A 24,407-nucleotide genomic window follows, 5' to 3' on the forward strand; every position below is an offset into this window, starting at 1 on the left:
GTCCCCGGAGGAGCGTGGCGGATCTCCGGGTGCGGGAAATCCGGCGGGAGCGCGCGGGAGGGGCGGGGCGGGAGGTCCCGCCCCCTCGGGTCCGCTGCCTCCGGGTCCGCTGCTTCCGGGTCCACTGCTTACGGGTCCGCTACTTCACCGGGAGGTGGTAGGCGGCTCGGTAGCGGTCGGCGGGGATGACCACGTCGGCGGTCTCGACCGGCCGTCCCGAGGCGAAGTAGGTGCGCTGGATGACCAGGACGACGTGCCCGGGGACGCCGCCCAGCAGCACCAGCTCCTCGGCGAGTCCGGGGCGGGCGCCGACCTCCTCGGTGACGTTGTCCACGATCACGTCGATGGCGCGCATGCGCTCGACGACGCCCATCCCGCCGAGCGGCCCCTCCTCGGGCAGCATCACGGGGGTCCGGCCGGTGAGGGCGAGCGGCTCCCAGGACGTGGAGAGCATCATCGGCTCACCGGCCTCCCGGAAGAGGTACCTGGTGCGCATCACGCGGTCGCCGGGCTCGATGCCGAGCCGCTCGGCGACGGCGCCGGGGGCCTCGGCCTGCTCGCTGCTGGACTCCCAGGTGCCCCGGACGCCCGCGTCGGCCTGCTCCTGACGGAACGGCGTGGCCCCGCGCTCCGGACGGAACCCGGAACGGGCGACCCGCCGGGGCACCGGCCGCTCGCGCACATACGTCCCCGAGCCGGAGCGGCCCTCGACGAGCCCCTCCGCCATGAGCACCTTGCGCGCCTCCAGCGCGACCGTGTCCGAGACGCCGTACTCCTCACGGATCCTCGCCTGGGAGGGGAGCCGCGTGTGCGGCGGCAGTCGGCCGTCGACGATCTTCTTGCGGAGATCACCCGCGACGCGCAGGTACGCCGGCTGCTCACCGAATGTCACGGGCCGCTCCCATCAGGTTGTACAGACAGCAACAGCGTGGCAACCGTAGGTTGTGCCAGGCAAGCAAAGGCCAGGGAATCACTCGATGTGATGACATCTGTCGGGTGAGGGCTTTACGCAGGCACTTTCTCCCCGCTATGGCGGCCGTCACACCTTCAACTCGCCGCCGCCGGTATCACGCTCCGCCTCCTCGTCGTACACGGGCGGGGACGTGGCCAGGCCCAGGGCCTTGCGCGCGGTGACCGAACCGTCGGGGTCGATGAGGTTCCATCCCCTGTCGGAGTGCTCGTGGTAGGTGTCCGCGTCACCGGCCCCGGCGGCCTTCGCCCACGCCCCCTCCGCCTCGTCCAGTTCGGCGGCGAGATCGCTCACCGGCTCCTCCGCACCGGCGGGCCACTCGTGCGCGCGCAGCATCCGCGTCTGCTCGGCGAGCGCCGCCGCGACCTCTTCCGCCCACTCCTTGTGTCCCGGCAGGTCGTCCTCGACGAACTCGGCCTCGGGAGCCTCGTCCAGCGCGGTGTCGAGCACCCGCGCCGCCTCCAGATAGGCCAGCTGGTGCGCGTCGAGCGTGGTCTCGTCCCGGCGCAGCGACCCGGTCAGGGTGGACCGCGCGTCCCCGTTGCCGAGGACACAGGTGATCTCACGGTCGCCGAAGCGCCAGCTCTCCCGGGACGGGACGAGGTGGTAGACGTCCACATGGCCGGGCAGCGCCCAGCCGTCCATGACGTAGCCGTCCCGAAGGTCGTAGCACCGCTCGTCCGCGGTGTCGGTGAGGCTGTCGTCGCCCGGGTAGCGGCCTTCGGGGAGGGTGACGACGGCGAAGACCTCGCCGTCGTGCTCCCGCGCGCAGGGCACCACGTCGGCGTCGGTGGCCAGGCCCTCCAGCCCGCCGGGCGAGTTGAAGCAGTCCCCCTTGCCCAGCGCGAGGACGCTGTTGCCACGCGCTCCGTCCTTGATCCCCTCCCAGATGTCGGTCAGGGCACCGGAGGCGAGGGCCGCCACCCACAGCGCGAGCCCGAGCGACGACAGCACGGTCCCGGCGATCGCCATCCCCCGCCCCCGCTCCCCCCGCCGCTTGATCTGCCGCAGCGCGACCGGCCCCAGCACCAGCCCCACGGCCGGCACCAGGCACAGCACGCCGAACACCAGGGCGGCGACGGCGACACCGTTGACGGCGGCCGGCGGCCGGGGCCCGTACGGACCGTAGAGCCCGTACGGCGCGAAGCCGGGTCGGCCGCCGTAGGTGAACTGCGGCGGCGGATACGGGACCTGGCCCTGAGGAGCGGGGACCTGGCCCTGGGGAGCGGGGTGCCGGCCCTGGGGGCCCTGAGGTTCCTGCGGGGGCCCGTAGGGCGGAGGTATGGACACGAGCCGCATCGTAGGCGCGGGACGGCGGGCCTCGTCCCCGGGGCGCCCTCCCCGGGGACGAGGGTCCGCGTCGGTGAACGGTGTTCCCGGGGCTAGAACTGCAGCGCCCAGCCGTTCAGCCGCCCGGTGTCCCACGACGCGTTGTCGCTGACGCGCAGCTTCCAGGTGCCGTTGGCCGTCTCCGCGGAGGCGTCGACGGTGTAGGTGGTGGCGATGTCGTTCGCGCTGCCGCCGGTGCCGTACGACTTCAGCGTGTACGCCGTGCCGTCGGGGGCGATCAGCTGGACCTGGAGGTCGCCGATGTAGGTGTGGGTGATGTCGACCTCGACGGCCAGGTCCGAGGGCGCGTTGCCGGAGACGCCGGAGACGGTCACCGGGGACTCGACGGTGGAGTTGTCGGCGACGGTGTAGTCGGCGGTGTTCTCGAAGCGGTCACCGGGAGGCGGGGTGGTGCCCCCGTCGCCGACGTTCAGCAGGCGGTTGGGTGATCCGCTGCCCGGGTTGCCGACGACGCCGGTGGTGGCGGCGGAGGTCAGCGCGGAGGAGACCTGGGCGGGGGTGGCCGAGGGGTTGCCGGCCAGGTGGAGGGCGGCGGCGCCGGCGACGTGCGGGCTCGCCATGGACGTACCGGAGATGGTGTTGGTGGCCGTGTCGCCGGTGCGCCAGGCGGAGGTGATGGAGGAGCCGGGGGCGAACAGGTCCAGGACGGAGCCGTAGTTGGAGTAGCTGGCGCGGGCGTCGCTGGAGGTGGTGGCGCCGACGGTGATCGCCTCGGTGACGCGGGCCGGGGACTTGGTGGAGGCGTTGGTGGACTCGTTGCCGGCCGCGACGACGAAGGTGACGCCGGAGGCGACGGCGTTGCGGACGGCCGTGTCCAGGGCGGTGTCGGCGCCGCCGCCGAGGGACATGTTGGCGACGGCCGGCTTGACCGCGTTCCGCGCGACCCAGTCGATGCCGGCGACGACCTGGGCGGTGGTGCCGGAACCGGAGTTGTTCAGCACCCGGACGCCGACGACCTTCGCCTTCTTCGCCACGCCGTGGGAACTGCCCGCGACGGTGCCGGCGACATGGGTGCCGTGACCGTGGCCGTCCTGGGCGGTGTTGTCGTTGTCGATGGCGTCGTACCCGTCGAAGGCCCGGCCGCCGAAGTCGTTGTGGCTGATGCGGACGCCGGTGTCGATGACGTACGCCGTCACGCCCTCCCCGGCCGAATCCGGGTAGGTGTACGAGTTGTTGAGCGGGAGGCTCCGCTGGTCGATCCGGTCCAGGCCCCAGGAGGGCGGGCTGGGCTGGGTGCCGGTGATGTGGAAGGTGCGGTTCTGGATCACCGAGGCGACGGCCGGGTCGGCGGCGAGACGTTTCGCCTCGGTCTCGGACGCCTCGACCTCGTAGCCGTTGAGGGCCTTGGTGTAGGTGCGCTCGATGTCGGCGCCGTACTTCTTCGCCAGGGCGCGGCCCTCGGCGGAGCCGGAGCGGGCCTCGTCCGCCTTCAGGGTCACGATGTAGCTGCCGGTGACGGCGTTCGCGGCGCCCGCGTACTGGACGCGGCCTTCGGCGGCGGCCGGGGCCGCGCCTGCGGGGAGGGCGGAGACGAGGCTCGTGACGAGGGCCGCGGTGGTCGCGGCGCCGAGGGCGGCCAGTCTTCGCCGGGGGTGACGCATCACTGCCATGTGAGGGTTCCTCCTGGGTCGGTGGTGCGCGTACGGACCGGCCACTGACGAGATCATGTCAACTCTGGCGACCGAGTCCGGGCATCAGCCGAAAGATTGAGGGTTGCACAGGAATTGCACAAGGGGCCCCGCACGAACCCATGGACCGGATACCCCTGCGGCGCGACAGCGGGAGACTCCGCGCGCATCCACTCCCCCTCGGCGCCCGAGGACTCGACACGGGTACCGGTGACGCCGCCAGCCCGGGATGGAAACTCGCGACGACCTCGCACGGCCACGCGCCCGACGGGCTGCTCGACACCTGCGCCGGCGAGCGCCGTCCGGTCGGCGCACAGGCACTCGACGGCCGAGACGGCCGAGACGGCCGGACCCGGTCCGCGGTACCCCCGTCTTCCGGCGAAGATCGGCCCAACCCCCGCGCGCCCCGGTAGCATCGCCACCCGGCACACTCAGCGGGAGGGCCCTTTGATCGAACTTGCCGATATGGTGCGGGAGTTGAGGGACCAGTTGAACTCCGCGATGTCCGGCGACGGCTCTCGCCCGATCCGGTTCGAACTCGGCCCGGTCGAGATCGAGGCGAGTGTCATGGTCGAGCGCGCCGGGGGCGCCGGAGGCAAGGTGAACTTCTGGGTGGTGGAGGCGAACGCCGACGCGTCGGCCGTGTCCTCCCGGGCCCACCGCGTCACCGTCACCCTCCAGCCGGTGCTGGTGGCGCCCGACGGCAGCCGCACCAAGGTGCTGATCGCGGGCGACGAGGAAAGCGGCGAACGCTGACGTTCACGCCTCGTCGTCTCCGCTTTGTTCCTGGCACTGACGGACGGGGAAGGCTAGTCGTACGCTGTCCGCACCGAGCGCGAACGGACTCGATGACAGGGGTGGGGGAGGTCACGAGGTGGAGGAGCGCAGCGCCGCACGCGTTCGCAACGAACTCATGGCCGACATGGCCGGGGTGCTTGCCGAGTCCGAGACGCTACGGCGGCAGGCCGGCGCCAACATGATCGTCCAGGACCTGTCCGCAGAGCTCCGGCTGACCCTGGACCCCCGCTCGGACGAGCCGCTCACGCTGTGGGCGCGGCGCCTGGTCAGGACATGCGCCGAGGCCGACGAGGGCCTCCAGACCCTGGCCCGCTGCCTGGGGTACGCCGAGCAGCAGTCGTCGAGCGTCCTCGCACTGTGGCGTCTGGTCGACGAGTGGGACGCCATGGCCTTCTTCAAGGGCGGCGACCTGCACCCGTTACGACCCGCCCTCCGGCGGATCCGGTCCACGGCGCTGCTCACCGCCCTCGCCCGCCGCGCCAGCCACTCCCGCGTCCAGGAGCTCGAGGAGTGGTGCGACACCGGATGGGAGGTCTTCCTGCACCTGGCGGGCAACAACACGGCGGCCGACGAACTCCCCTCGTCGCTGGCGTTCCTGTCCCTCGCCGCCCAGCACCTGGTGAAGGAGGGCCGTACGGAGGAGGCGGAGGAACTGCGCCGCTGGAACCGCAAGCAGGCCCAACTCTGCGGTCTCACAGAGGTGATGGCCGACTGGCAGCAGGACGACTTTGCCCCGCCCGGTGAACCCTCCCTGCATCCGGCCTACTTGCTGATCCAGTTCGAGCCGGACGGCGTCGAGCCCGACCGTTTCTACGTGTCCCACTGGCGGCAGTCCGACTCCGACGGCTGGCACCCCATACCCGGCGAGACGGAGAAGCTGCACCGGGACGAACTCGCCGCCAAGGTGGACTTCCTCGTCGAACGGGCCGAGGAGCGCTGGACGGACCTGCGTCAGCCGGTCGTCATAGAACTGGTCCTGCCCTGGAGCCTGTTGGCGGAGCCGGTCGAGTGGTGGCACAGGGAGACCGACACCCCGGTGCCCATACCGCTGGCCATGGACTACTCCGTCGTGATCCGCAGCTTCGAACGGCTGCGCAAGGCCGCCTGGCACCGGGCCTGGAACAACCGCTGGCGGCGGCTGAAGGACCGGCCCGCCGAGAGCCGCCCTCACTGGAGCCGGCCGGAGCAGTCCGCCTTCCACCTCGAGCGGGAACTCAAGGAGGACGATCAGGTCGTCTGCCTCGTCCTCAGCGAGCCTCCCGGCACCGACTCACCCACCGCGCAAGCGGAGTTCGTCGCGGCGCTGCGTGCCGGTGTACCCGCCCTGCTGTGGGACCGCAGAGGGCCGGGGACCGACTTCCGCGAGGCCGCCGCGGACATACTCCAGGACCGCGGCCTGTCCAGACTGCTCGATCACACCCGCAGATGGCGCAACGAGGCGCTGGCCCTGGGGCCGGAGGGATGGGACGGGCATGTCGGCCGTCACCTGGCCCTCCTGCTGGACGACCCGGAACGGCTGCCCGGACCTCCGGCGCCGGCCGGTGGTCCCGAAGGCGACGGCGCCGATGCCGGATGAAGGACAATTGACCGCGGACGGGGGAACGAAGGGAGCGCGTCCCGTGATGCCAGGTGCGTCGACCGGAGCGCACAACGGATCGCCCGGACCGTGGGTAAGCTGTGCGCCGAACGGGGCTGTTGGCGCGCCTGCGACGACCATCGGCACGAGAGGTCATCCGTCCCGGCCGTCAGGTGAACAGCCACGCCGTGAGAGTGACCATGTCCAGTGACGAGGCCCGGCGCGACCGGTTGTGGTCCGCGGCGGACACGGCACGTCTCTGGGGCGACTGGCCCACAGGGGGCGGATCCGGCGGCGGCCTGCCCCCCGGGGAAGTGCTCCTGGTCATCGATTCCCATGTGACGGTCCGCGTCTGGGAGCAGGTGATCGACGACCTGGTGGCGGCCCTGGCCGGAGGTTTCACCACCGTCCGCACGGTGCGGCTGTCCGGCACCGACGAGGCGCTGCCGAGCCGGGTCCGCACCGAAGAACCGCTCGGTGCCCCGTCGGACGGCACGCGCCGCGTGGTCCTGGTGGTGACGGACGGCCTGGCGGCCGGCTGGCACAGCGGATCGGTGCAGCCGCTGCTGCGGCGCTGGGGAGGCCACTGGCCCGTCGCGGTGGTCGACCTGCTGCCACCCCATGTCTGGTACCGCACCGGCCTCGCCATCCTGCAGGTCCAGGCCGGCGCGCCCCGCCCCTGGGCGCCCAACGCCGAGTGGAGCTGGCAGGAGCGCACGGTGCCGGTGATCCCTCGAGCCGAGGACGACGAGGAGGACGAGGACGACGAGGGCTCCCCCGTCGTCGTACCGGTCCTCTCCCTCACCGACCACGGCGTGCACGCCCTGGCCGCCGTGCTGAGCGGGTCGCGGGCCGACCGGCCCGCCCTGCCCGCGATCCTCGCCCACCCCTGGAAGGGCAGGCCGGACGCCGCCCGGGAGTTCCCCTGGGCGGCCGACCCCTCGGGCTCCCACGAGCCGCAGTCCGCGGCCGAACGTGTCTTCACCTTCCGCGCCGCGGCCTCCCCCACCGCCTTCCATCTGGGCACCCGTCTCGCCGCGGCGCCCCTCACCCTGCCGGTCATCCGCAGGCTGACGGCATCCACGCCCGGCGCCGGACCGGTGCATTCGTCCGAGTTCTTCATGAGCGGCCTGGTCCGCCCCACCGGCGTCCAGGACGACAGCCCCGGGGCGGTGGTGTACGACTTCCTCCCCGGGACCCGTGAACAGCTGCTCGCCCTGGGCCGCCGCAGCGCGACCATCCGCACGCTGTACGACGTCCGTGAGGTACTGGCCTCGGATCCGGCGACCGCGCCCCTGCTCCCGCCGCCCTCCGAGCCGTCGAACAAAGCCTCGAAACCGCAGGTGAACCAGAAGAACGCGCATTTTCTTCGCGTCGAGTTGACGGCATTGAAAGCCCTGTCCGGTTCATACCTTCAGCGTGCCCGAATGTTGCATCATGCCCTCAAATGGCACGATGAGCGGTACTCGGTACCGCTCACCAAGGTCTCCCCCCGTACCGCCGAACCCACCGCACCAGGAGCCACCGAAGGAGCCCCGCCCATGTCGACCACACCCCAGCGCACGGTGGAGGGGGAGCGCACCGCACAGCCGCGCGTCTGGGGAGCCATACCGCCGCGCAACCACCGGTTCACGGGCCGGAACGAGCTCCTCGTCCAGCTCGACCAGCGGCTGCGGGAGGGTACGACCACGGTCCTGCCCGAGGCGATCCACGGCATGGGCGGCGTGGGCAAGACACAGCTGGCGATCGAGTACGCGTACCGGCACCAGTCCGAATACGACATCGTCTGGTGGATCCCCGCGGAGCGGCCCGGCCAGATCGGCCAGTCCCTGGTGGAACTGGCCAAGCGGCTGGGCCTGGTCACCACCTCCGAGGCCAATGTCGCGGGCCCGGCGGTGCGCGAGGCGCTGCGTGAGGGGCGTCCGTACTCCCGCTGGCTGCTGATCTTCGACAACGCGGACAGTCCCGAGCAGGTACGCCCCTACTTCCCCACCGGCGGCAGCGGCAAGATCCTGGTCACCTCCCGCAACCGCCGCTGGGAACTGGTGGGCGGCTCGCTCGACGTGGACGTGTTCGAGCGCGAGGAGAGCAAGCAGCTGCTCCAGAGGTCGGGTCCCCAGCTCGCCGACGAGGAGGCCAACGAGCTGGCCAAGGCCTTGGGGGACCTGCCACTCGCCCTGGTCCAGGCAGCCGCCTGGCGGGCGGAGACCGGCATGCCCGCGTCCGAATACCTGCGGCTCTTCGAGGACAAGCGCAGCGAACTCCTCGAGACGTCCACCGCGCCGGACTACCAACTGCCCGTCGCCGCGGCGTGGAACGTCTCCCTCGACCACCTGGAGACCCGCAGCCCCGCCGCGCTGCGGCTGCTGCAACTGTGCTCCTACTTCGCTCCGGACCCGATCTCCAGGGGCATCCTGTCCGGCCCGGGTTCACGCAGTGACTTTCCCGAACTGAACGCGGTACTCACCGACCCGATGAAGCTCGCACGTGCGATACGGGAGATCAACCGCTATTCACTCGCCCGTATCGATCACCGCACGAACTCCATCGAGATGCATCGACTCGTGCAGCTCGTACTGATCAACCGCATGAGTCCGGAGGAACAGAACCGCATGCGTGAAGACGCCCACTCCCTGATGGCGACCGCAGACCCCAAGTCACCGACGTCCCCGGCCAGCTGGCCGAGGTACGCGGAGCTCTACAGTCACGTCATCGCCTCCGACGCCGTCAGGTCGGACCAGCGCTGGATGCGGCAACTGGTCGTCAACGTGGCCCAGTACCTCTTCTACTGGGGCGACCACGAGGTGTCCGTCGACTTCTCCGAGAACGCCTGGAAGACCTGGCTCGAGGTCTTCGGGGAGGAGGACGAGTGGACGCTGATCATAGGGAAGTGGCTGGCCTGGATGTACTGGGTCGTCGGCCGTTACCAGGAGGCGTCCGATCTGATCGAGCGCGTGCGGAGCGTCTACGACCGCGTCGCGTCCCCGGACAGCGAGCACGCGATCGACGCGATCATGAACGAGGCCACCGTGCGGCGGGGGCAGGGCCGGTTCGTGGACGCGCGGGAACTCGACCGGACCGCCTACGACCAAGCCCACCAGGCCTTCGGTGACGACGACCCCAAGACCCTGGACGCCGCCAACAACCTCGGCGTGAGCCTGCGTCTCACCGGCGCCTTCCGGGAGGCACTGGAACTCGACCGGAAGACCTGGGACCTCAAGCTCCGCATCTTCGGCCGCGACGACCAGCGCAGTCTCATCACCGAGAACTCGATCGCCATCGACGTACGGGAGACCGGGGACTACGTCGGCGCGCGGCAACTCCAGGAGACCGCCCTGGAGGCCTGCCGCAACGTCCTGGGCAGCCGGAACCCCCAGACCATCGACACGGTGCGTGAGCTGGGCATCGCCTGCCGGAAGGCCGGTGACCACACCCGGGCCCTGGAGCTCGCCATCGAGGCCCACGAGGCGTTCACCCGCCGTTACGGCGACACCCATCCCAGGTCGCTGGGGACCGCGCTGCCCCTGTCCGTGGCGCTGCGCCAGAACGGCGACCTGGAGGCCGCCCGGTCACGGGGAGCCCAGGCCTGTGCCAGCTACCGTCAGGTCTTCCACCCGCTCCATCCCTACACCCTGTCCGCCGACATCGGCCTCGCCGTGACCGAACGCCTGCTCGGGCGACCGGATGAGGCACGCCGCCTCGACGAGGCGGCCCTCACCGACCTGACGGCGGGCCTCGGCGCGGTGCACCCCTTCACCCTGGTGGCCGCGGTGAACCTGGCAAGCGACCTCGCGGCCCTCGAGGAGCACGAGGCAGCGGTGGGTCTGGGCCGAGAGACCCTGTCCCGGTGCCACGAAACATTCGGAACCGACCACCCGACCACCCTGGCCTGCGCCGGCAACCTGGCGCTCGACCTGATCGCGGTCGGTTCGGACAGCGAGGGCTCGGCCTTGCGGCAGAGCACCCGGGAGAGCATGGAGCGGGTGCTTGCCGGCCCCGGCACCGAACCGGCCATCGCCTCTCCCCACCCCGCCGTGGCAGCCTTCGCGGCAGGCGAACGAGCGAACTGCGACATCGACCCTCTGCCCCTGTAACCCCGCACACGGCCTGCGCCCGAGAACCCGGCGGAGCAACCGGGGGCACGGCGGAGGCGCCCCGGACACTGCCGGGGCGCCTCCGCCGTGCTGCCGGTCCCCGCCCCGGCACCCTGCGCGCACCCTCAGAGCCCTCGCCCCGCGCCGCCCACCCACGCGGCCAGGCGGACCGGGTCCACCCGCTCCCCCGTCCCATCGCACAGCGCCTCGTGGACCGCACGGACCCGCTCGGGACGGCGGAGCAGCACCTGAGCGGCTGCCGCGTCCCGGGCCGTCGGTCCCCCGGACAGCGCCCGGCCCAGCACGGCCCAGGCCCCGGTCCCGCCCTTCCCCGCAGCCAACTGCTCCACCAGCACCCGCCGTGCGGCCTCCCGCTCCCCACAGCACAGGAGCACGTCGGCCACCCCCGCCCCCCGCACGGCCCCCTCGGCACGCCAGTCCCCCTCAGGGTCCGTCAGCCGATGACGCGCGAGAACCGCCGCCGTGTCCAGGAACCCGGCTCCGGGGTCCGCGCTCACCCGCGGCTCCCCCGCGAGAAGGGCCGAGGGCCTCTCAGCCCCTTCCCGCCAGGCCCGTACCGCCTCGTCCACCCCCTCCTCCGGGGGCCGCACATGATGCTCCCGCCACCGGGCCCGATGATCCGCCACCGCCTCCCGGGCCATGCGGAGTTCGGTGCCGGGCACGTCCTCGTCCGGCCAGGCGGCGCATTCCTCCGCCAGCGTCTCGAGCAGCCGGCGCCCGAGCGCCGTCAGACGTTCGTGGTGGCGCACCCTGTTCAGTACCGGCCCCACCTGTTCACGCCAGAGAGCGAACTCGAAGTGCGCGAGCGCCGCCTCCGCCCCGTCGGCCACCCTCCGGTGCGCCCGCCAGAAGCGTGCGACGCCGAAGAAGGCATAGATCCCCTGCAGAAGACCGTCCAACGGCCGGGGATCGTCCCGCCACGGGGCGTAGAACAACTCCCGGCGGTCCTCCTTCGTCCGGGTCCGGCGGAGCAGGGGCTCGAGGTGGATCAGCGCGCCGAGCTTGATGTGCTGGAACTCGTGGGTCAGCGTCGCCGCCAGCTGAGCGGCCCCGTCCGGAAGGGAGACATGCACACCTCCGAACGCCTCGCCGGCGGAGCTGCTGTACGGCCGAAACCTTTCTCTTCGCTCCGCGGGCGCGACCGACACCACGGCATGCCGCATGGCCTCCGCCTGGGCCGGTTCGGCACGCGACAGCACTTCCCATGCCTCCGCCAGCAGGGACCGCCACAGCCGGACCTCCCCCTCCGCCACCGCACGCGGCGCGCCGGGCCCGGAGAACGCCCGATAAGGATCGTGTGCCTCGAGAACAACGGACGCGGCCAAAACCGTGGACGCCTCCGGCCGCCCCCACGTGAGGCGACGGGTCGGCAGCCAGCCCGGTGACGGCACCTCCCGGTCCGCGCCCACCACCACCTCCGCGTCACCGGCGGTGATCCGCAGGCGTCCGTCCTCGCCGGTGACCAGGGCACTCGCCCATTCCGGGGATTCCCCCGGAACGGGAAGCACCGCGCAGCCCAGTCCCGGGAACGGGACGAATCCCCTGCGCATCGGAACGGCGATGTCGAACCGGATTCCGGCACGGGCGGCGGCCGTCGCGGCCAGCGCGGCCAGATGACCGACCCTCGCCTCCACCGGAACGGTGTCCCGCGCACGCGTACGGCTGTCCCTCAGACACCTGAGCACCGAGGCCACCCAGACACCGGTACCGGGGGCCATCACCGCGTCCTCGACGGCCTGCGGTTCCTCGTCCTGCACCCGTTCCAGCAGGGCCCACGCCTCCTTGACGGAGGCCTCCCAGCGGCCCTCGCCGGCCGGTCCCGGGGTTCCGGCCTGGTCGAGGAAGGCTCTCAGGAACAGCAGACGGCGGCTCCGCTCGGCCCGCCACAACTCACCGACGACCTCGCTGTCGCCCGCTCCTCGCAGCAGTTCCCCGAGGCCCTCTGCCGAGAGTTCGTGGAACACGGGACGGTCACCGGACGAACCGGTCCGCGCCCATCCGTCCCCTGTCACTCCGTCTGGGACGGGCTGCTGCCGCCCATCCTGACCGAATACGGATCGTCCATGTCCTCCATCAAACTCTCGAGCGACTCCGACATGGCCGGGCCCCACATGGAGCGCAACGTCTCGAGTGATATGCCCGAGAGATCCATGATCCCGGGTCCCATGGCAGGCGTCGCCCGCTCAACGGCTGCCAAGTCCCCTCCCGTAAAGCTTCTCAGCGTGCAGGTGTACAGATGTGCGGTGTCCTCTCAATGATGACCCAGCGGAGGGACCCCTGAAACCCTGTGTACCGGCCAGACATGATGTCACCGTCATCCGGGGCCGGATCACCGGTGCGCATCGGACAGTTGACGCAGCGTCACCTCGACCCGTCGCATTTCCTCGGAGTCCTGCTCCCACGTCCGGAGCGAGTCCATCACCTGCTCGAACGTGCCGCTGTACCGCAGGCAGGTGCGCACCAGTCCGTAGATCTCCAGCCGCAGGGTGCTGTCGCGGGGCCGATGGGCAGCGATCCGGGGGTCGACCCCGTCGAGGACGGTGTCCAGCCCGTCCGGCCGCCGCAGGATCGGCAGTGCCACCAACACGTCGACCAAGTCGGAGAGTTCGCGCATGGTCGGCTTGGCGGGCAGCGTGGCCGGCGGGCCTGACGAGTGGGACGAGAAGGACGAGAGCGGCGGGCCCAGTCGTTCCGGCAGACCGGCGCAGGCCCGCAGTACCTCGAGTTCCTCCGGGGCCAGCAGTTCGTACAGCCGCTCCACCCGGACCGCCGCCAGCCGTCCGGGGCCGTCGGAGCGGTGGTGGGCGGCGATCAGTCCGACGACCGCTCCGCCGGACCAGAGAGCCGCGCCCGACATGCCCTCCCAGGGCGAACGGTCCGGCTCGACTTCGCCGGCGGGCGGCGGTACGACGACCTCCAGCGTGCCTTCCCTGCGATTGGAGAGGACCGCGACCTTGCCGTCGACATGGCAGGAGTCCCGGTACCGGACGAGTTGTCCGTCCGCGGCGGCACGGCCGGAACCGGTCTCCGCGCGGAGTTTGAACCGGGGGAACCCCACGGCGGTGACGGGCAGCGTGACATCGGCCTCCGGAAGAGCGGCGTACCGGGGCGGACCGTGGACGACCGGGACGTGTGCGGGCGGACCGGTGAGTTCGAGAAGGGCGATGTCAGCGGGGACCGAGCGGAGTACGACCCGGGCGTCCGCGGTCCACTCCGTGGGGCGGTCGGCGTCGAAGCGGACCCGCAGGAAGCTCAGCGGGGGCTCCGTCACGTGGGCCGCGGTAAGGACGTACCGGTCGGTGACGCGGTATCCGGATCCGCGGCGGCCCGGTCCGCCGCCGTTCCGCCACGCCATCACCTCCGCGACCCGCCCGATCTCCAACCCCCGGTCGTCACACCCTCGTTCGCCCACTGTCGGGATCTACCCCGCACCCAGGTCCGGGAAGCCGGCCCGTACCACCGACCGGCCCGGCGCCCCCGGACCCGGTCGGCGCAACGAGGTCGGTCCGAAACCGAACCGGCCCCTCGTACGACGCCCGCGCCGAACTGATCCGGATCGGCTCCGAAGCCGTCCCCGCCGTCGTCGACGGACTCCCCTCCCTCGGCGGCTTCGGCCGGCTGACCGCCCTCGAGGTCTTCGAGGAGGTGGGCGCTCCCCGCCGCGGCCCCGCCCTCGTCGGACTGCTGGACAGCGACAACCCGACCGTCCGCGCATGCGTGGCCATCGCCCTGGCGAGCCTGGAAGTCGCCGGCGCGGTCGAACCCCTGCGCCGCGCCTACCGCGCCCGCCCGGAACGGGCGACCCCGCCCGACCGGACCGAGCCGGGCGGCATCCGCCGGGCCCTGACGGAACTCGGCGCCCGCACCCCGTGGTCCCCCCGCTCACAGCGGGTCTGCCCGCCACCGCGCCCTGGCAGCACCTGGCCGAAGAGGCCCGCACCTGGTCCCTGCCGGAAGCCGGTGAATCCCCCGTCGGCGACGACGTCTTCGTCACCTCCACCTGCCGTCCGCCGCTCACAGCCGCCAGGCGGTCAGCAAATCACCGGGGCCGTAGGAGGTATCGAGCCCCGGGCAGTCGACTCCGCTGCGCGAGACCGCCACGACGGCCGGGGACATGGTCGTCAACTGCCCCTGACCGGGATCTCGGCGAGATCCGCCGTCGCCCACAGGCCCACCGGCCTGTCGTCCCCGCCGGCGGCGAAGAAGCGGCCGTCGGGGGAGAAATCGACGGCGCGGAAGGAGCAGGCGTGGCGGGTGAGAGGCGGGCCGAACGGGCCACGGGACACCGGGTCCCACAAGCGGACGGTGCGGTCCATGCCTACCGAGACCAGCAGCCGCCCGTCGGGCGAGAACGACAGGCCCCGGACCGCGTTGCGGTGACCGGTGAGCGGGTCGCCGACGGACTCACCGGCGCACGGGTCCCAGAGGCGGACTGTCCCGTCCCAGTCGCCGGAGGCCAGGAGGCGGCTGTCGGGCGAGAACGCCAGTGCCCGGATCTCGCTGCTGTGCCCGATCAGCGGTTCGCCCTCCGGCTCGCCGCCGTCCGCGCGCCACAGCCGTACCGTGGCACCGGCGCCTCCGGAGGCGAGCAGGCGTCCGTCCGGCGAGAACGCCACGGCTTCGACGCCGCCCGTGTGCCCCGCGAGCGGGGCACCGACCGGCTTCCGGGTCACCGGGTCCCACAGCTGTACGGTCCGGTCGCGGCCCCCGGTGGCCAGCAGGCTCCCGTCGGGGGAGAAGGCAAGAGTCCAGAGTGTGCCGTTCTCCGCGAATGGCTCGCCGACGGGCGCACCGGTGCGTGGGTCCCACAGCCGCACGGCCCGGTCGCGGCCCGTCGTCGCCAGCAGCCGGCCGTCGGGGGAGAACGCCACGCACCTGACCCCGTCCCTGTGCCCGGTGAGGGGAGCGCCTGCGGGCTTGCCGGTGGCCGCGTGCCATAGCCGCACCAGCGGGTCGTCGTTCACGGTGGCGAGGAGTTTCCCGTCGGGCGAGAACGCCAAGGAGCGCGCGCCGCAGCTCTGTTCGCCGAAGAGGAGGTGGGCCGCGGATGCGTCGGCTGCGGCGGCGTGAGCGGTGGCAAGGGCTGGGACAGCGGCAGGAGTGGGCGAGGTGGCGGCAACGGCAGGCGCCGGGACCGGCGGATCGGGGTCCGGTTTCGAGGCGGCAGGGCGGCGGGCCGCAGGCGGCTGCGCCGTGCGCAGCAGCTCCAGGTCGCGCCAGCGCGTGCGCCAGTCCTCCAGGCGCGGGTCGTCGCGGCCGAGCGGATGCGGGCGGCCCTCATGGTCGTGGGCGAGCAGTGTCCGCACCAGTGCCATCAGGAAGTCCAAGCGCGGCAGCCGCTTGCCGTTCAGCGTCTCGCTGACCGCCGCGGCCGACAGGGGCCGGTGCCGGGGGGCGCGCCGGGCGATCTCCCGCAGCGGCAGGTTGCCGCGCTCGATCCGCAGCGCCTTCAGGTCGGCGGCGAACACAGCCAGCCGCCGCCCGAAGTCGTCCTCCGGCGCAGCGGCGGTGCCATGCACGGCGTCACGGTCGGCCACCCGTCACCTCCTGGCGCGTGCCCACCAGAATAGGGAAGAACCCGGTGTACCAGTGCCGTTCGGCGGCGTTCGGCGCAGTTCGGTTCGGTACGGGCTCGTTCGTGGCATGACGCCGACGGCGGTCGGCTGGGCTGTGCTGGAGGCATGACACTTCTTCCGCTACTGATCGGCCCGCTTCGGCGCGTGCTGCTGGTCGCTCTGCTCGCCCCAGCCCTGCTCGTGGCCCTCATCGCCACCGTCCCCGCCCTGGCGGTCCTGCCGTTCCTGACCGACGGCACGGACCGTGCGGTCCGGCTCCTACGGGCGCACAACGCGTACCTCCGGACGCTGCTCACCACAAGCCCGCTCACGCGGTGACGCCTGCAGCCGCGAGACGTCAGACATCTCGCAGGCTCTTGTGCAGGCTCAGCCGTTCCAGGATGCGCCGGGCCTCACGGGCCATCTCGCGGTTGATCTTGACGAGGAAAGCGGCTTCTCCCTCCCCGCCCTCCTTGCCGGCCTCAGGGGCGAGCGGAGCCGCTTCCTCAACGGTCCCACTCGGTGCTCTGCTGGTGGCTGCCCACCTCCTGGCGCCGGGACCACTCCGCGTCATGACCTCCCACATCGAGACACTCGTCCAGCAGCTCGACGGCAAGGCCGAGGAGTCCTACGACGCCCGCGCGGAGCTGATCTGGATCGGCGCCGACGCCATACCCGCCGTCATCGACGGACTGCCTTCCCTCGGCGGCTTCGGTCAGCTGACCGCCATCGAGGTCTTCGAGGAGGTGGGCGATCCCCGTTGCGGCCCCGCTCTCGTCGGCCTGCTGGACAGCGACAACCCGACCGTCCGCGAATGGGCGGCCATGGCTCTGGCGAGCCTGGAGATCGACGGCGACATCGAGCCCCTGCGCCGCGCCTACCGCGCCTGTCTGGAACGGGCGACCCCACCGGACTGGACCGAGTCTGTCGGCATCCGCTGGGCGCTGACCGAACTCGGCGTCCGTAACCCTGTCGTCCCGCCGCTCACCGCGCGCCTACGACCCACCACTGCGGACAACGCCCCAGGCTGGCCTTCAACCCACTTCACCGAGATCATCAACGACCTGGCCGACCACGCCCAGGTGATCCTCTACTCCCAGTTCTGGCGCGTGGACGCCGGCCGCACGTACGGCGTCTCCGGCCCCGCCCTGGACTGGGAACTCGACTGGACCGCGCCCTGGGAGCACCTGGTCGAAGACTCCCGCACCTGGTCCCTGCTGGAAGCCTCCGAAACCCCCGCCGACGACGACATCCTCGTCGCCCCCACCTGGATCGACCGTACCGACCTGCGCCCGGAGAGGTGACCCCGTGCTGGTCACCCCACCTGCGCACTGGAAGGTCGTGCCGGACTGCACCCGCCCTCGGTCCGAAGACGGTCACGGCCGCGGCAGACGAACGGCCCGGACGCCTCGCCGGTCAACGGCCCCGGCGACCGGAGAGACGTCCTCCTCGTGGGAACACCGACCACCGGCACACGTCGGCTCAGTCAGCTGTGCCGGGCTCCACGACCCACTCGGCCTTCAGCCCGCTCACCGAAGCGATCATGTCGAAGTCGCCGTCGTAGTGCAGGACCGTGGCCCGGTGCCGTTCGGCGGTTGCCGCGATGAGGACGTCGGCCAGCGACAGTGCCCGGTGAGAGCCGGCGTTCAGCGCCAGGCCCTGGATCTCAAGCGCCCTCTCGAACTCCTGATCATCGCAGGGCAGGTAGTCGAAACCGCGGAGCAGGGTACGCAGTCGCAGCGCCTCGGGCTTGCCGCGAGCCGAGTACAGAACCTCGTACTCCGTCGGGGCGCACACCGCGAGAAGCCCGTCGCGGTTCAGCACATCCAGCCGCGCCCGCACCGCCGGCTTGCCCCGGCGAGCCAGCGCTGACTTGTCGATGAGGTAGCGTCCCTTCACGCCGCCGAGGCTCCGCCCTCACGCTTGAGCGTGCCGTCCGGGTTGCGCGGCCCGGTCTGGGAGCGGATCTCCGCGAACGCGTCCTCGAACTCCCCCTCGTCGATGGCATCGAACAACTCCCGGCGCAGCCGCAGCTTCACCCCCTCCTCCATGGCCGCCCGTACTGCGGCGGCCTTGGTCTTCACGCCGTACACCCGCATCGCCTGCTCGACGATCTCGTCGTCCAGATCAATCACAGTCCTGGCCATCAGCCATCCCTCCACAGCCCGACAACACACCAACGATATCAATTCGGGCCAAGAAATGACATCAGAATGCCGAGTTGCCGACGCCGGTATCAGCACGGTCCACCCAGCCGCCCCCTCACACCCAGCTGCACACGGCCCACACCCCGGCACGGAAAAACCAAGGGCCCGACCCCAAAAGGCCGGACCCCTTCCGAACCGCACGCTCGCCGGAACAGCGACGTGGTGATGCAGTGCCCGCTACACGTTGAAGCGGAACTCCACCACGTCCCCGTCCTGCATGACGTACTCCTTGCCCTCCATGCGGGCCTTGCCCTTGGCGCGGGCCTCGGTGACCGAGCCGGTTTCGACCAGGTCGGTGAAGGAGATGACCTCCGCCTTGATGAAGCCCTTCTGGAAGTCGGTGTGGATGACACCGGCGGCCTCGGGAGCGGTGGCGCCCTTCTTGATGGTCCAGGCGCGGGATTCCTTCGGGCCGGCCGTGAGGTAGGTCTGCAGACCGAGGGTGCGGAAGCCGACGTGGGCGAGGGTGGCGAGGCCGGGCTCGTCCTGGCCGACGGACTGGAGGAGTTCGAGGGCCTCGTCCTCGTCCAGTTCGGCGAGGTCCGCCTCCAGCTTGGCGTTGAGGAAGATCGCCTCGGCGGGGGCGACCAGGGCGCGCTGCTCGTTCTTGAAGTCCTCGTCGGTCAGCTCGTCCTCGTCGACGTTGAAGACGTAGAGGAAGGGCTTGGTGGTGAGGAGGTGCAGGTCGTGGAGGAGTTCCGCGCGCTCGGTGCCCTGGACGATGCCCTGGGAGAAGAGCGTGTCGCCCTTCTCCAGGATCTCCTTGGCCTCCTCGACCGCCTTGACCTTCGGCGCGATGTCCTTCTTGATCCGCGACTCCTTCTGGAGGCGGGGAAGGACCTTCTCGATGGTCTGGAGGTCGGCGAGGATCAGCTCGGTGTTGATCGTCTCGATGTCGTCCTTCGGCGAGACCTTGCCGTCGACGTGCACGACGTTCTCGTCCTTGAAGGCACGGATGACCTGGCAGATCGCGTCGGACTCGCGGATGTTCGCGAGGAACTTGTTGCCGAGGCCCTCGCCCTCCGACGCGCCGCGCACGATGCCGGCGATGTCGACGAAGTCGACCGTGGCCGGGAGGACGCGCTGGGAGCCGAAGATCTCGGCCAGCCTGGTGAGGCGGGGGTCGGGGACGCCGACCACGCCGACGTTCGGCTCGATCGTGGCGAACGGGTAGTTGGCCGCCAGCACGTCGTTCTTGGTCAGGGCGTTGAACAGGGTCGACTTGCCGACATTCGGCAGACCGACGATTCCGATCGTGAGCGACACGTTGCGACTTCCCGTACGTGAGGATGGGGACGAGGACCGGCCGACTGGGCTGCGTGGGCCGATCCACCAGTCTACGGCGTGCCCGCCCGCGACCCGGCGACGTGTCGAACGTCCGGCCGGGCTCCGATCCCCGGCGTGTCTGACGGGCTGTTCGGCACATAAAACGACCTACGTTGGTGCAGTGGAGCAACACAGGACGCGACCCGCGCGGTACGGACGGTACGGACCGCGACGTGACAGCCCGGTCGAACCGGCCAAGCCGCCGCTGCCCCCGCAGGCGGGGCGGGCGACGGGGGGCGGAGCCGGGCGGCCCGCCCGGCCCGCCCGTGTGCCGCAGCGCCGGCCCGCTGCCCCGCCCGCGGTCCGGCGGCTGCCCAACCCGCGGCTCACCGGTCTGGGCTCGGTCCTGTTCTGCGGGCTGGTGATGCTCGTCCTCGGTCTGCTGACCGAGATGCTGTTCGAGGCCTCGGGGACCGTGTACGGCGTGCTCTTCCTGCCGGTGTGCGTGCTGAGCGCGCTGTGGGTGCGCGAGGGGGACCTGCTCGTCGCGCCCGTCGTGGTGCCGATCGCGTTCGCCGTGGGGCTGGTTCCGCTCGCCGACGAGGGCGGTGGCGGCACCGGCGGCCGGCTGATGGGCATGGTGACCGGCCTCGCCACCCAGGCCGGGTGGCTCTACGGCGGGACGCTGGCCGCGGGTCTGATCGTGCTCGCCCGCAGGATGCACCGGGTCCGCGCGGCCAACCGGCGCACCGCGCGGAACCGTCCCGCCCGGCCGTAGGCCCTACACGCCCGTCGCCGCCCGCATCGCCGCGCCCACGATGCCCGCGTTGTTCTGCAGCTGGGCGGGGACGATCTCCGCCTTGATGCCCTGGATGTGGTCCAGGAACTTGTGGGACTTGCGGCTGACGCCGCCGCCGATGATGAACAGCTCGGGCGAGAAGAGCATCTCCACGTGGGCCAGGTACTCCCGCACCCGGACCGCCCAGTCCTCCCACGACATGTCGTGGTCCTCCCTGACCTTGCTGGAGGCCCGCTTCTCCGCGTCGTGGCCGTGCAGCTCCAGGTGGCCCAGTTCGGTGTTGGGGACGAGGACGCCGTCCACGAACAGGGCGCTGCCGATGCCGGTGCCGAAGGTCAGCAGGATCACCGTGCCCCGGTGGTGACGTCCGGCGCCGAAGTGCATCTCGGCGACGCCGGCCGCGTCCGCGTCGTTGACCAGCGTCACCGGCAGGCCGCCCAGGCGGTCGCCGAGCAGCACGCGCGCGTCGGTGTCGATCCAGCTCTTGTCGACGTTGGCCGCCGTACGGATCGTGGTGCCGCCGGTGACGACGCCCGGGAAGGTGACCCCGACCGGTCCGGTCCAGCCGAAGTGGTCGACGACCTGCTTCACGCCGTCGGCCACCGCGTCGGGTGTGGCCGGGTGCGGGGTGAGGACCTTGCAGCGCTCCTGCGCCAGGTCCCCCTTGTCCAGGTCGACCGGGGCACCCTTGATCCCGGAACCGCCGATGTCCACGCCGAAGATCTGCATGGCCTTACGTTACGACGTGGGACGGACGGTCACGTCAGTCGGCCTCCGTGACCGTCGCACCCGCTCCGTCGTCACCGCGCGGAATCCGCGCCGGAGCCGCCGCGCTCGGCCACCAGGGCCGCCGCCTCCTCGCGCAGGTCACGGCGGAGTTCCTTGGGCAGCGAGAAGATGATGGACTCCTCGGCGGCCTTGACGATCTCGACGTCCCCGAAGCCACGTTCCGACAGCCATTCGAGGACCTGCTCGACCAGGATCTCCGGCACCGAGGCGCCCGAGGTGACGCCGACCGTGGTCACGCCCTCCAGCCAGGCCTCGTCGATCTCGTCGGCGAAGTCCACCAGGTACGCCGCGCGGGAGCCGGCCAGCTTGGCGACCTCCACCAGCCGCTTGGAGTTGGAGGAGTTGCGCGAACCGACCACGATCACCAGGTCCGCCTCGGCGCCCATCTGCTTGACCGCGAGCTGGCGGTTCTGCGTGGCGTAGCAGATGTCGTCGCTGGGCGGGGAGATCAGCTGGGGGAACTTCTCCTTCAGCGCGTCGACGGTCTCCATGGTCTCGTCGACGCTCAGCGTGGTCTGGGAGAGCCAGACGACCTTGGACGGGTCGCGGACCTCGACCTTCGCCACGTCGCCCGGCCCGTCGACGAGCTGGATGTGGTCGGGGGCCTCGCCGGAGGTGCCGATGACCTCCTCGTGGCCCTCGTGGCCGATCAGGAGGATGTCGTAGTCGTCGCCTGCGAAGCGGACGGCTTCCTTGTGGACCTTGGTGACCAGTGGGCAGGTGGCGTCGATGGTGGCGAGCCGGCCGCGCTCGGCCTCCTCGTGGACGACGGGGGCGACGCCGTGCGCGGAGAACATGACGATGTTCCCCGGAGGGACCTCCTCCGTCCGTTCGACGAAGATCGCGCCCTTCTTCTCCAGGGTCTGCACGACGTATTTGTTGTGCACGATCTCGTGCCGGACGTAGACGGGGGCCCCGTACTGCTCCAGGGCCTTCTCGACGGCGATCACGGCGCGGTCCACACCCGCGCAGTAGCCACGGGGGGCGGCGAGCAGGACACGGCGGCCAGGCGAAGCGGTCATGCGTCCCATCGTAAGGCCGCGTCCGGGGGGCCCGGTCACGGTGCGTTGTCGGTGGGGCCCACTACTCTCGCGGGCATGGCTCTCAACACGTCTGCGGAAGCGCCGCTGCCCGTCGGTGAGGTGTCGCGGCTGATCGGGGGGTGGATCGACCGGCTCGGCGCGGTGTGGGTCGAGGGGCAGATCACCCAGCTGTCGCGGCGGCCGGGCGCCGGGGTGGTGTTCCTGACGCTGCGCGACCCGTCGTACGACGTCTCGGTGGGCGTGACCTGCTACCGGCAGGTGTTCGACGCCGTCGCGGACGTGGTGGGCGAGGGCGCGCGGGTGGTGGTGCACTGCAAGCCGGAGTGGTACGCGCCGCGCGGGCAGCTGTCGCTCAGGGCCGCCGAGATCAAGCCGGTGGGGGTGGGTGAACTGCTGGCGCGCCTTGAGCAGCTGAAGAAGTCCCTCGCGCGGGAGGGCCTGTTCGCGCCGGAGCGGAAGAAGCCGCTGCCGTTCCTGCCGCGGCTGATCGGGCTGGTGTGCGGGCGTGCCTCGGCGGCCGAGCGGGACGTGCTGGAGAACGCCCGGCACCGGTGGCCCGCCGTCCGTTTCGAGGTGCGCAACGTGCCCGTGCAGGGCGTGCACGCGGTGCCGCAGGTCGTCCGGGCCGTGCAGGAGCTGGACGCGGTCGACGAGGTGGACGTGATCATCGTGGCGCGGGGCGGCGGCAGCGTGGAGGACCTGCTGCCGTTCTCCGACGAGCAGCTGGTGCGGGCGGTGGCGGCGTGCCGTACGCCGGTCGTCTCCGCGATCGGGCACGAGCCGGACAACCCGCTCCTCGACCACGTGGCCGATCTGCGCGCCTCCACGCCGACCGACGCCGCCAAGAAGGTGGTGCCGGACGTGGGCGAGGAGTACGAGCGGGTACGGATGCTGCGCGACCGCGCGCGGCGCTGTGTCCGGGCCCTGCTGGACCGGGAGGAGCGCGGGCTGGCGAACGCGCTGGCCCGGCCCTCGGTACAGGATCCGCGGCGGATGGTGGACGCGCGGGCGGAGGAGGTCACGGCGCTGCTGGAGCGGGGCCGGCGCTCGCTGCGGTACCAGCTGGACCGGGCCGACTCCGAGCTGACGCACACGCACGCGCGCGTGGTGGCCCTGTCCCCCGCCGCGACGCTGAAGCGCGGGTACGCCGTGCTCCAGCGGGCGGACGGGCACGCGGTGCGGGATCCGGCCGAGGTGGAGGCCGGTGAGGCCCTGCGGGCACGGGTGTCCGAGGGCGGGTTCACTGTCCGAGTCGATGCGTAGGGTGGACGAATGACCGGCAAGACGGAGCAGACGGCGGCGGCGACGGCCGAGGCGCTCGGGTACGAGCAGGCGCGGGACGAGCTGATCGAGGTCGTACGACGGCTGGAGGCGGGCGGTACGACGCTGGAGGAGTCCCTCGCGCTCTGGGAGCGGGGCGAGGAGCTGGCCAAGGTGTGCCGGCGCCGGCTGGACGGGGCGCGGGCCCGGCTGGACGCGGCGCTCGCGGAGGAGGAGAAGGGGGAGGACGGAGCGGAGGACACCGGGGAGGTCTGAGCTGTGAAGTGGGTCACCGGGTTCCGGATTTAGTTGAGCGTTGAACTTCATAGGCGTACGGTCGAACCCGCCAACCGGTCCGTGGCTCCTGCACGGGCATACGGGCCGACGTACCCCCGAGAAGGTTCACGCATGTCACTCGCCCTTGACCCCGCCGCCCAGGACCTGCTGTTCCGCGAGGCGCGCACCGCCAACACGTTCACCGACGAACCGGTGACCGACGAGCAGGTGCGGGCGATCTACGACCTGGTCAAGTACGGCCCCACCGCCTTCAACCAGAGCCCCCTGCGCATCACCCTGGTCCGCTCCCCCGAGGCCCGCGAGCGTCTCGTCCGGCACATGGCGGAAGGCAACCGGGCCAAGACGGCCGCCGCCCCGCTGGTCGCCGTCCTGTCCGCGGACAACGAGTTCCACGAGGAGCTCCCCGCCCTGCTCCCGCACTTCCCGCAGGCCAAGGACGCCTTCTTCAGCGAGCGCCCGGTGCGTGAAAGCGCCGCCGCGATGAACGCCGCCCTCCAGGCCGCCTACTTCATCGTCGGCGTGCGCGCCGCGGGCCTGGCCGCCGGCCCGATGACCGGCCTCGACTTCGAGGGCCTCCGCAAGGAGTTCCTGGACGACGACCACACCCCGCTGATGGTCGTCAACATCGGCCGCCCCGGGCCGGACGCGTGGTTCCCGCGCTCCCCGCGTCTGGAGTACGAGCAGGTCATCACCACCGTCTGAGCGTCATCAGCACGGAGCACATGGGGCGGGGCCCCGTCGGATCGGCCGATCC

The 24,407-nt window shown here is 71.5% G+C and carries 22 protein-coding genes; 10 read left to right on the forward strand and 12 right to left on the reverse strand.

Translation table 11 applies throughout. The features are described 5' to 3' along the window. Positions 1-139: 139 nt before the first annotated feature. The 3 genes from ACFXAE_RS32160 to ACFXAE_RS32170 form a co-directional block, all read right to left on the reverse strand. A complete protein-coding gene (locus tag ACFXAE_RS32160; protein ID WP_384721856.1) occupies positions 140-892 on the reverse strand; it encodes a GntR family transcriptional regulator in 753 nt (250 codons plus the stop codon). A gap of 147 nt (positions 893-1,039) precedes the next feature. Next, the gene (locus tag ACFXAE_RS32165; RefSeq protein ID WP_384721859.1) at positions 1,040-2,260 is read right to left on the reverse strand and encodes a DUF4190 domain-containing protein; all 1,221 of its coding nucleotides are present in this window, start codon (positions 2,258-2,260) and stop codon (positions 1,040-1,042) included. Positions 2,261-2,352: 92 nt separating this feature from the next. Beyond that, positions 2,353-3,930, reverse strand: coding sequence for a S8 family serine peptidase (locus tag ACFXAE_RS32170; protein WP_384721862.1), 1,578 nt, complete (start codon positions 3,928-3,930; stop codon positions 2,353-2,355). A gap of 140 nt (positions 3,931-4,070) precedes the next feature. Between ACFXAE_RS32170 and ACFXAE_RS32175 the strand changes: the two genes are divergently transcribed. From ACFXAE_RS32175 to fxsT, 4 genes are all read left to right on the forward strand, one after another. Then, positions 4,071-4,361: an FAD-dependent monooxygenase gene (locus ACFXAE_RS32175; RefSeq protein WP_384721865.1), complete on the forward strand. Its 291-nt coding sequence runs from the start codon at positions 4,071-4,073 to the stop codon at positions 4,359-4,361. Between the two features lie 34 nt (positions 4,362-4,395). After that, positions 4,396-4,704: a trypco2 family protein gene (locus tag ACFXAE_RS32180; protein ID WP_384721868.1), complete on the forward strand. Its 309-nt coding sequence runs from the start codon at positions 4,396-4,398 to the stop codon at positions 4,702-4,704. A gap of 118 nt (positions 4,705-4,822) precedes the next feature. Next, the gene (locus tag ACFXAE_RS32185; protein ID WP_384721871.1) at positions 4,823-6,322 is read left to right on the forward strand and encodes a hypothetical protein; all 1,500 of its coding nucleotides are present in this window, start codon (positions 4,823-4,825) and stop codon (positions 6,320-6,322) included. Between the two features lie 200 nt (positions 6,323-6,522). Further along, the gene (gene fxsT / locus ACFXAE_RS32190) at positions 6,523-10,416 is read left to right on the forward strand and encodes an FxSxx-COOH system tetratricopeptide repeat protein (RefSeq protein ID WP_384721874.1); all 3,894 of its coding nucleotides are present in this window, start codon (positions 6,523-6,525) and stop codon (positions 10,414-10,416) included. Between the two features lie 125 nt (positions 10,417-10,541). Here the strand turns inward: fxsT and ACFXAE_RS32195 are convergent, their stop codons facing one another. The 3 genes from ACFXAE_RS32195 to ACFXAE_RS32205 form a co-directional block, all read right to left on the reverse strand. Continuing rightward, positions 10,542-12,401, reverse strand: coding sequence for an HEXXH motif domain-containing protein (locus tag ACFXAE_RS32195; RefSeq protein WP_384721877.1), 1,860 nt, complete (start codon positions 12,399-12,401; stop codon positions 10,542-10,544). A gap of 365 nt (positions 12,402-12,766) precedes the next feature. After that, on the reverse strand, positions 12,767-13,708 hold the full coding sequence (locus ACFXAE_RS32200) for a hypothetical protein (RefSeq protein WP_384721880.1): 942 nt from the start codon (positions 13,706-13,708) through the stop codon (positions 12,767-12,769). Between the two features lie 850 nt (positions 13,709-14,558). After that, a complete protein-coding gene (locus tag ACFXAE_RS32205) occupies positions 14,559-15,974 on the reverse strand; it encodes a hypothetical protein (protein WP_384721883.1) in 1,416 nt (471 codons plus the stop codon). A gap of 144 nt (positions 15,975-16,118) precedes the next feature. Here ACFXAE_RS32205 and ACFXAE_RS32210 point away from each other — a divergent pair, with 144 nt between their 5' ends. Then, positions 16,119-16,331: a hypothetical protein gene (locus tag ACFXAE_RS32210; protein ID WP_384721886.1), complete on the forward strand. Its 213-nt coding sequence runs from the start codon at positions 16,119-16,121 to the stop codon at positions 16,329-16,331. 19 nt (positions 16,332-16,350) lie between these two features. Here the strand turns inward: ACFXAE_RS32210 and ACFXAE_RS32215 are convergent, their stop codons facing one another. After that, a complete protein-coding gene (locus tag ACFXAE_RS32215; protein WP_384721889.1) occupies positions 16,351-16,566 on the reverse strand; it encodes a hypothetical protein in 216 nt (71 codons plus the stop codon). On the opposite strand from ACFXAE_RS32215, the gene ACFXAE_RS32220 reads away from it, so the two are divergent. Next, on the forward strand, positions 16,565-17,296 hold the full coding sequence (locus ACFXAE_RS32220) for a HEAT repeat domain-containing protein (protein WP_384721892.1): 732 nt from the start codon (positions 16,565-16,567) through the stop codon (positions 17,294-17,296). The two genes, ACFXAE_RS32215 and ACFXAE_RS32220, sit on opposite strands and share 2 nt — an antisense overlap. Before the next feature lie 178 nt (positions 17,297-17,474). On the opposite strand, the gene ACFXAE_RS32225 is transcribed toward ACFXAE_RS32220, so the two are convergent. The 3 genes from ACFXAE_RS32225 to ychF all read right to left on the reverse strand — a co-directional run bounded on the left by ACFXAE_RS32225 (position 17,475) and on the right by ychF (position 19,465). After that, positions 17,475-17,891, reverse strand: a complete 417-nt coding sequence (locus ACFXAE_RS32225) for a PIN domain nuclease (protein WP_384721895.1) — start codon at positions 17,889-17,891, stop codon at positions 17,475-17,477. Then, on the reverse strand, positions 17,888-18,139 hold the full coding sequence (locus ACFXAE_RS32230) for a type II toxin-antitoxin system VapB family antitoxin (RefSeq protein WP_085576340.1): 252 nt from the start codon (positions 18,137-18,139) through the stop codon (positions 17,888-17,890). The genes ACFXAE_RS32225 and ACFXAE_RS32230 overlap by 4 nt, the downstream gene beginning before the upstream one ends. A 237-nt stretch (positions 18,140-18,376) precedes the next feature. Beyond that, entirely contained in the window at positions 18,377-19,465 is a 1,089-nt protein-coding gene (gene ychF / locus ACFXAE_RS32235) for a redox-regulated ATPase YchF (protein WP_384721899.1), read from the reverse strand. Positions 19,466-19,646: 181 nt separating this feature from the next. On the opposite strand from ychF, the gene ACFXAE_RS32240 reads away from it, so the two are divergent. Continuing rightward, positions 19,647-20,243 (forward strand): DUF6542 domain-containing protein, encoded by a 597-nt coding sequence (locus tag ACFXAE_RS32240; RefSeq protein WP_384721902.1) that lies wholly within the window; start codon positions 19,647-19,649, stop codon positions 20,241-20,243. Positions 20,244-20,246: 3 nt separating this feature from the next. On the opposite strand, the gene ppgK is transcribed toward ACFXAE_RS32240, so the two are convergent. Continuing rightward, positions 20,247-20,993 (reverse strand): polyphosphate--glucose phosphotransferase, encoded by a 747-nt coding sequence (gene ppgK, locus ACFXAE_RS32245; protein WP_384721905.1) that lies wholly within the window; start codon positions 20,991-20,993, stop codon positions 20,247-20,249. 71 nt (positions 20,994-21,064) lie between these two features. Continuing rightward, positions 21,065-22,084 (reverse strand): 4-hydroxy-3-methylbut-2-enyl diphosphate reductase, encoded by a 1,020-nt coding sequence (locus ACFXAE_RS32250; protein WP_384721908.1) that lies wholly within the window; start codon positions 22,082-22,084, stop codon positions 21,065-21,067. 66 nt (positions 22,085-22,150) lie between these two features. Here ACFXAE_RS32250 and xseA point away from each other — a divergent pair, with 66 nt between their 5' ends. From xseA to ACFXAE_RS32265, 3 genes are all read left to right on the forward strand, one after another. Continuing rightward, a complete protein-coding gene (gene xseA / locus ACFXAE_RS32255) occupies positions 22,151-23,359 on the forward strand; it encodes an exodeoxyribonuclease VII large subunit (RefSeq protein WP_384721912.1) in 1,209 nt (402 codons plus the stop codon). 9 nt (positions 23,360-23,368) lie between these two features. Next, on the forward strand, positions 23,369-23,632 hold the full coding sequence (locus ACFXAE_RS32260) for an exodeoxyribonuclease VII small subunit (RefSeq protein ID WP_384721915.1): 264 nt from the start codon (positions 23,369-23,371) through the stop codon (positions 23,630-23,632). 132 nt (positions 23,633-23,764) lie between these two features. Continuing rightward, on the forward strand, positions 23,765-24,355 hold the full coding sequence (locus ACFXAE_RS32265) for a malonic semialdehyde reductase (RefSeq protein WP_384721918.1): 591 nt from the start codon (positions 23,765-23,767) through the stop codon (positions 24,353-24,355). Positions 24,356-24,407: the final 52 nt, after the last annotated feature.

Source organism: Streptomyces sp. NPDC059454 (assembly GCF_042749965.1).
Taxonomy (GTDB): domain Bacteria; phylum Actinomycetota; class Actinomycetes; order Streptomycetales; family Streptomycetaceae; genus Streptomyces.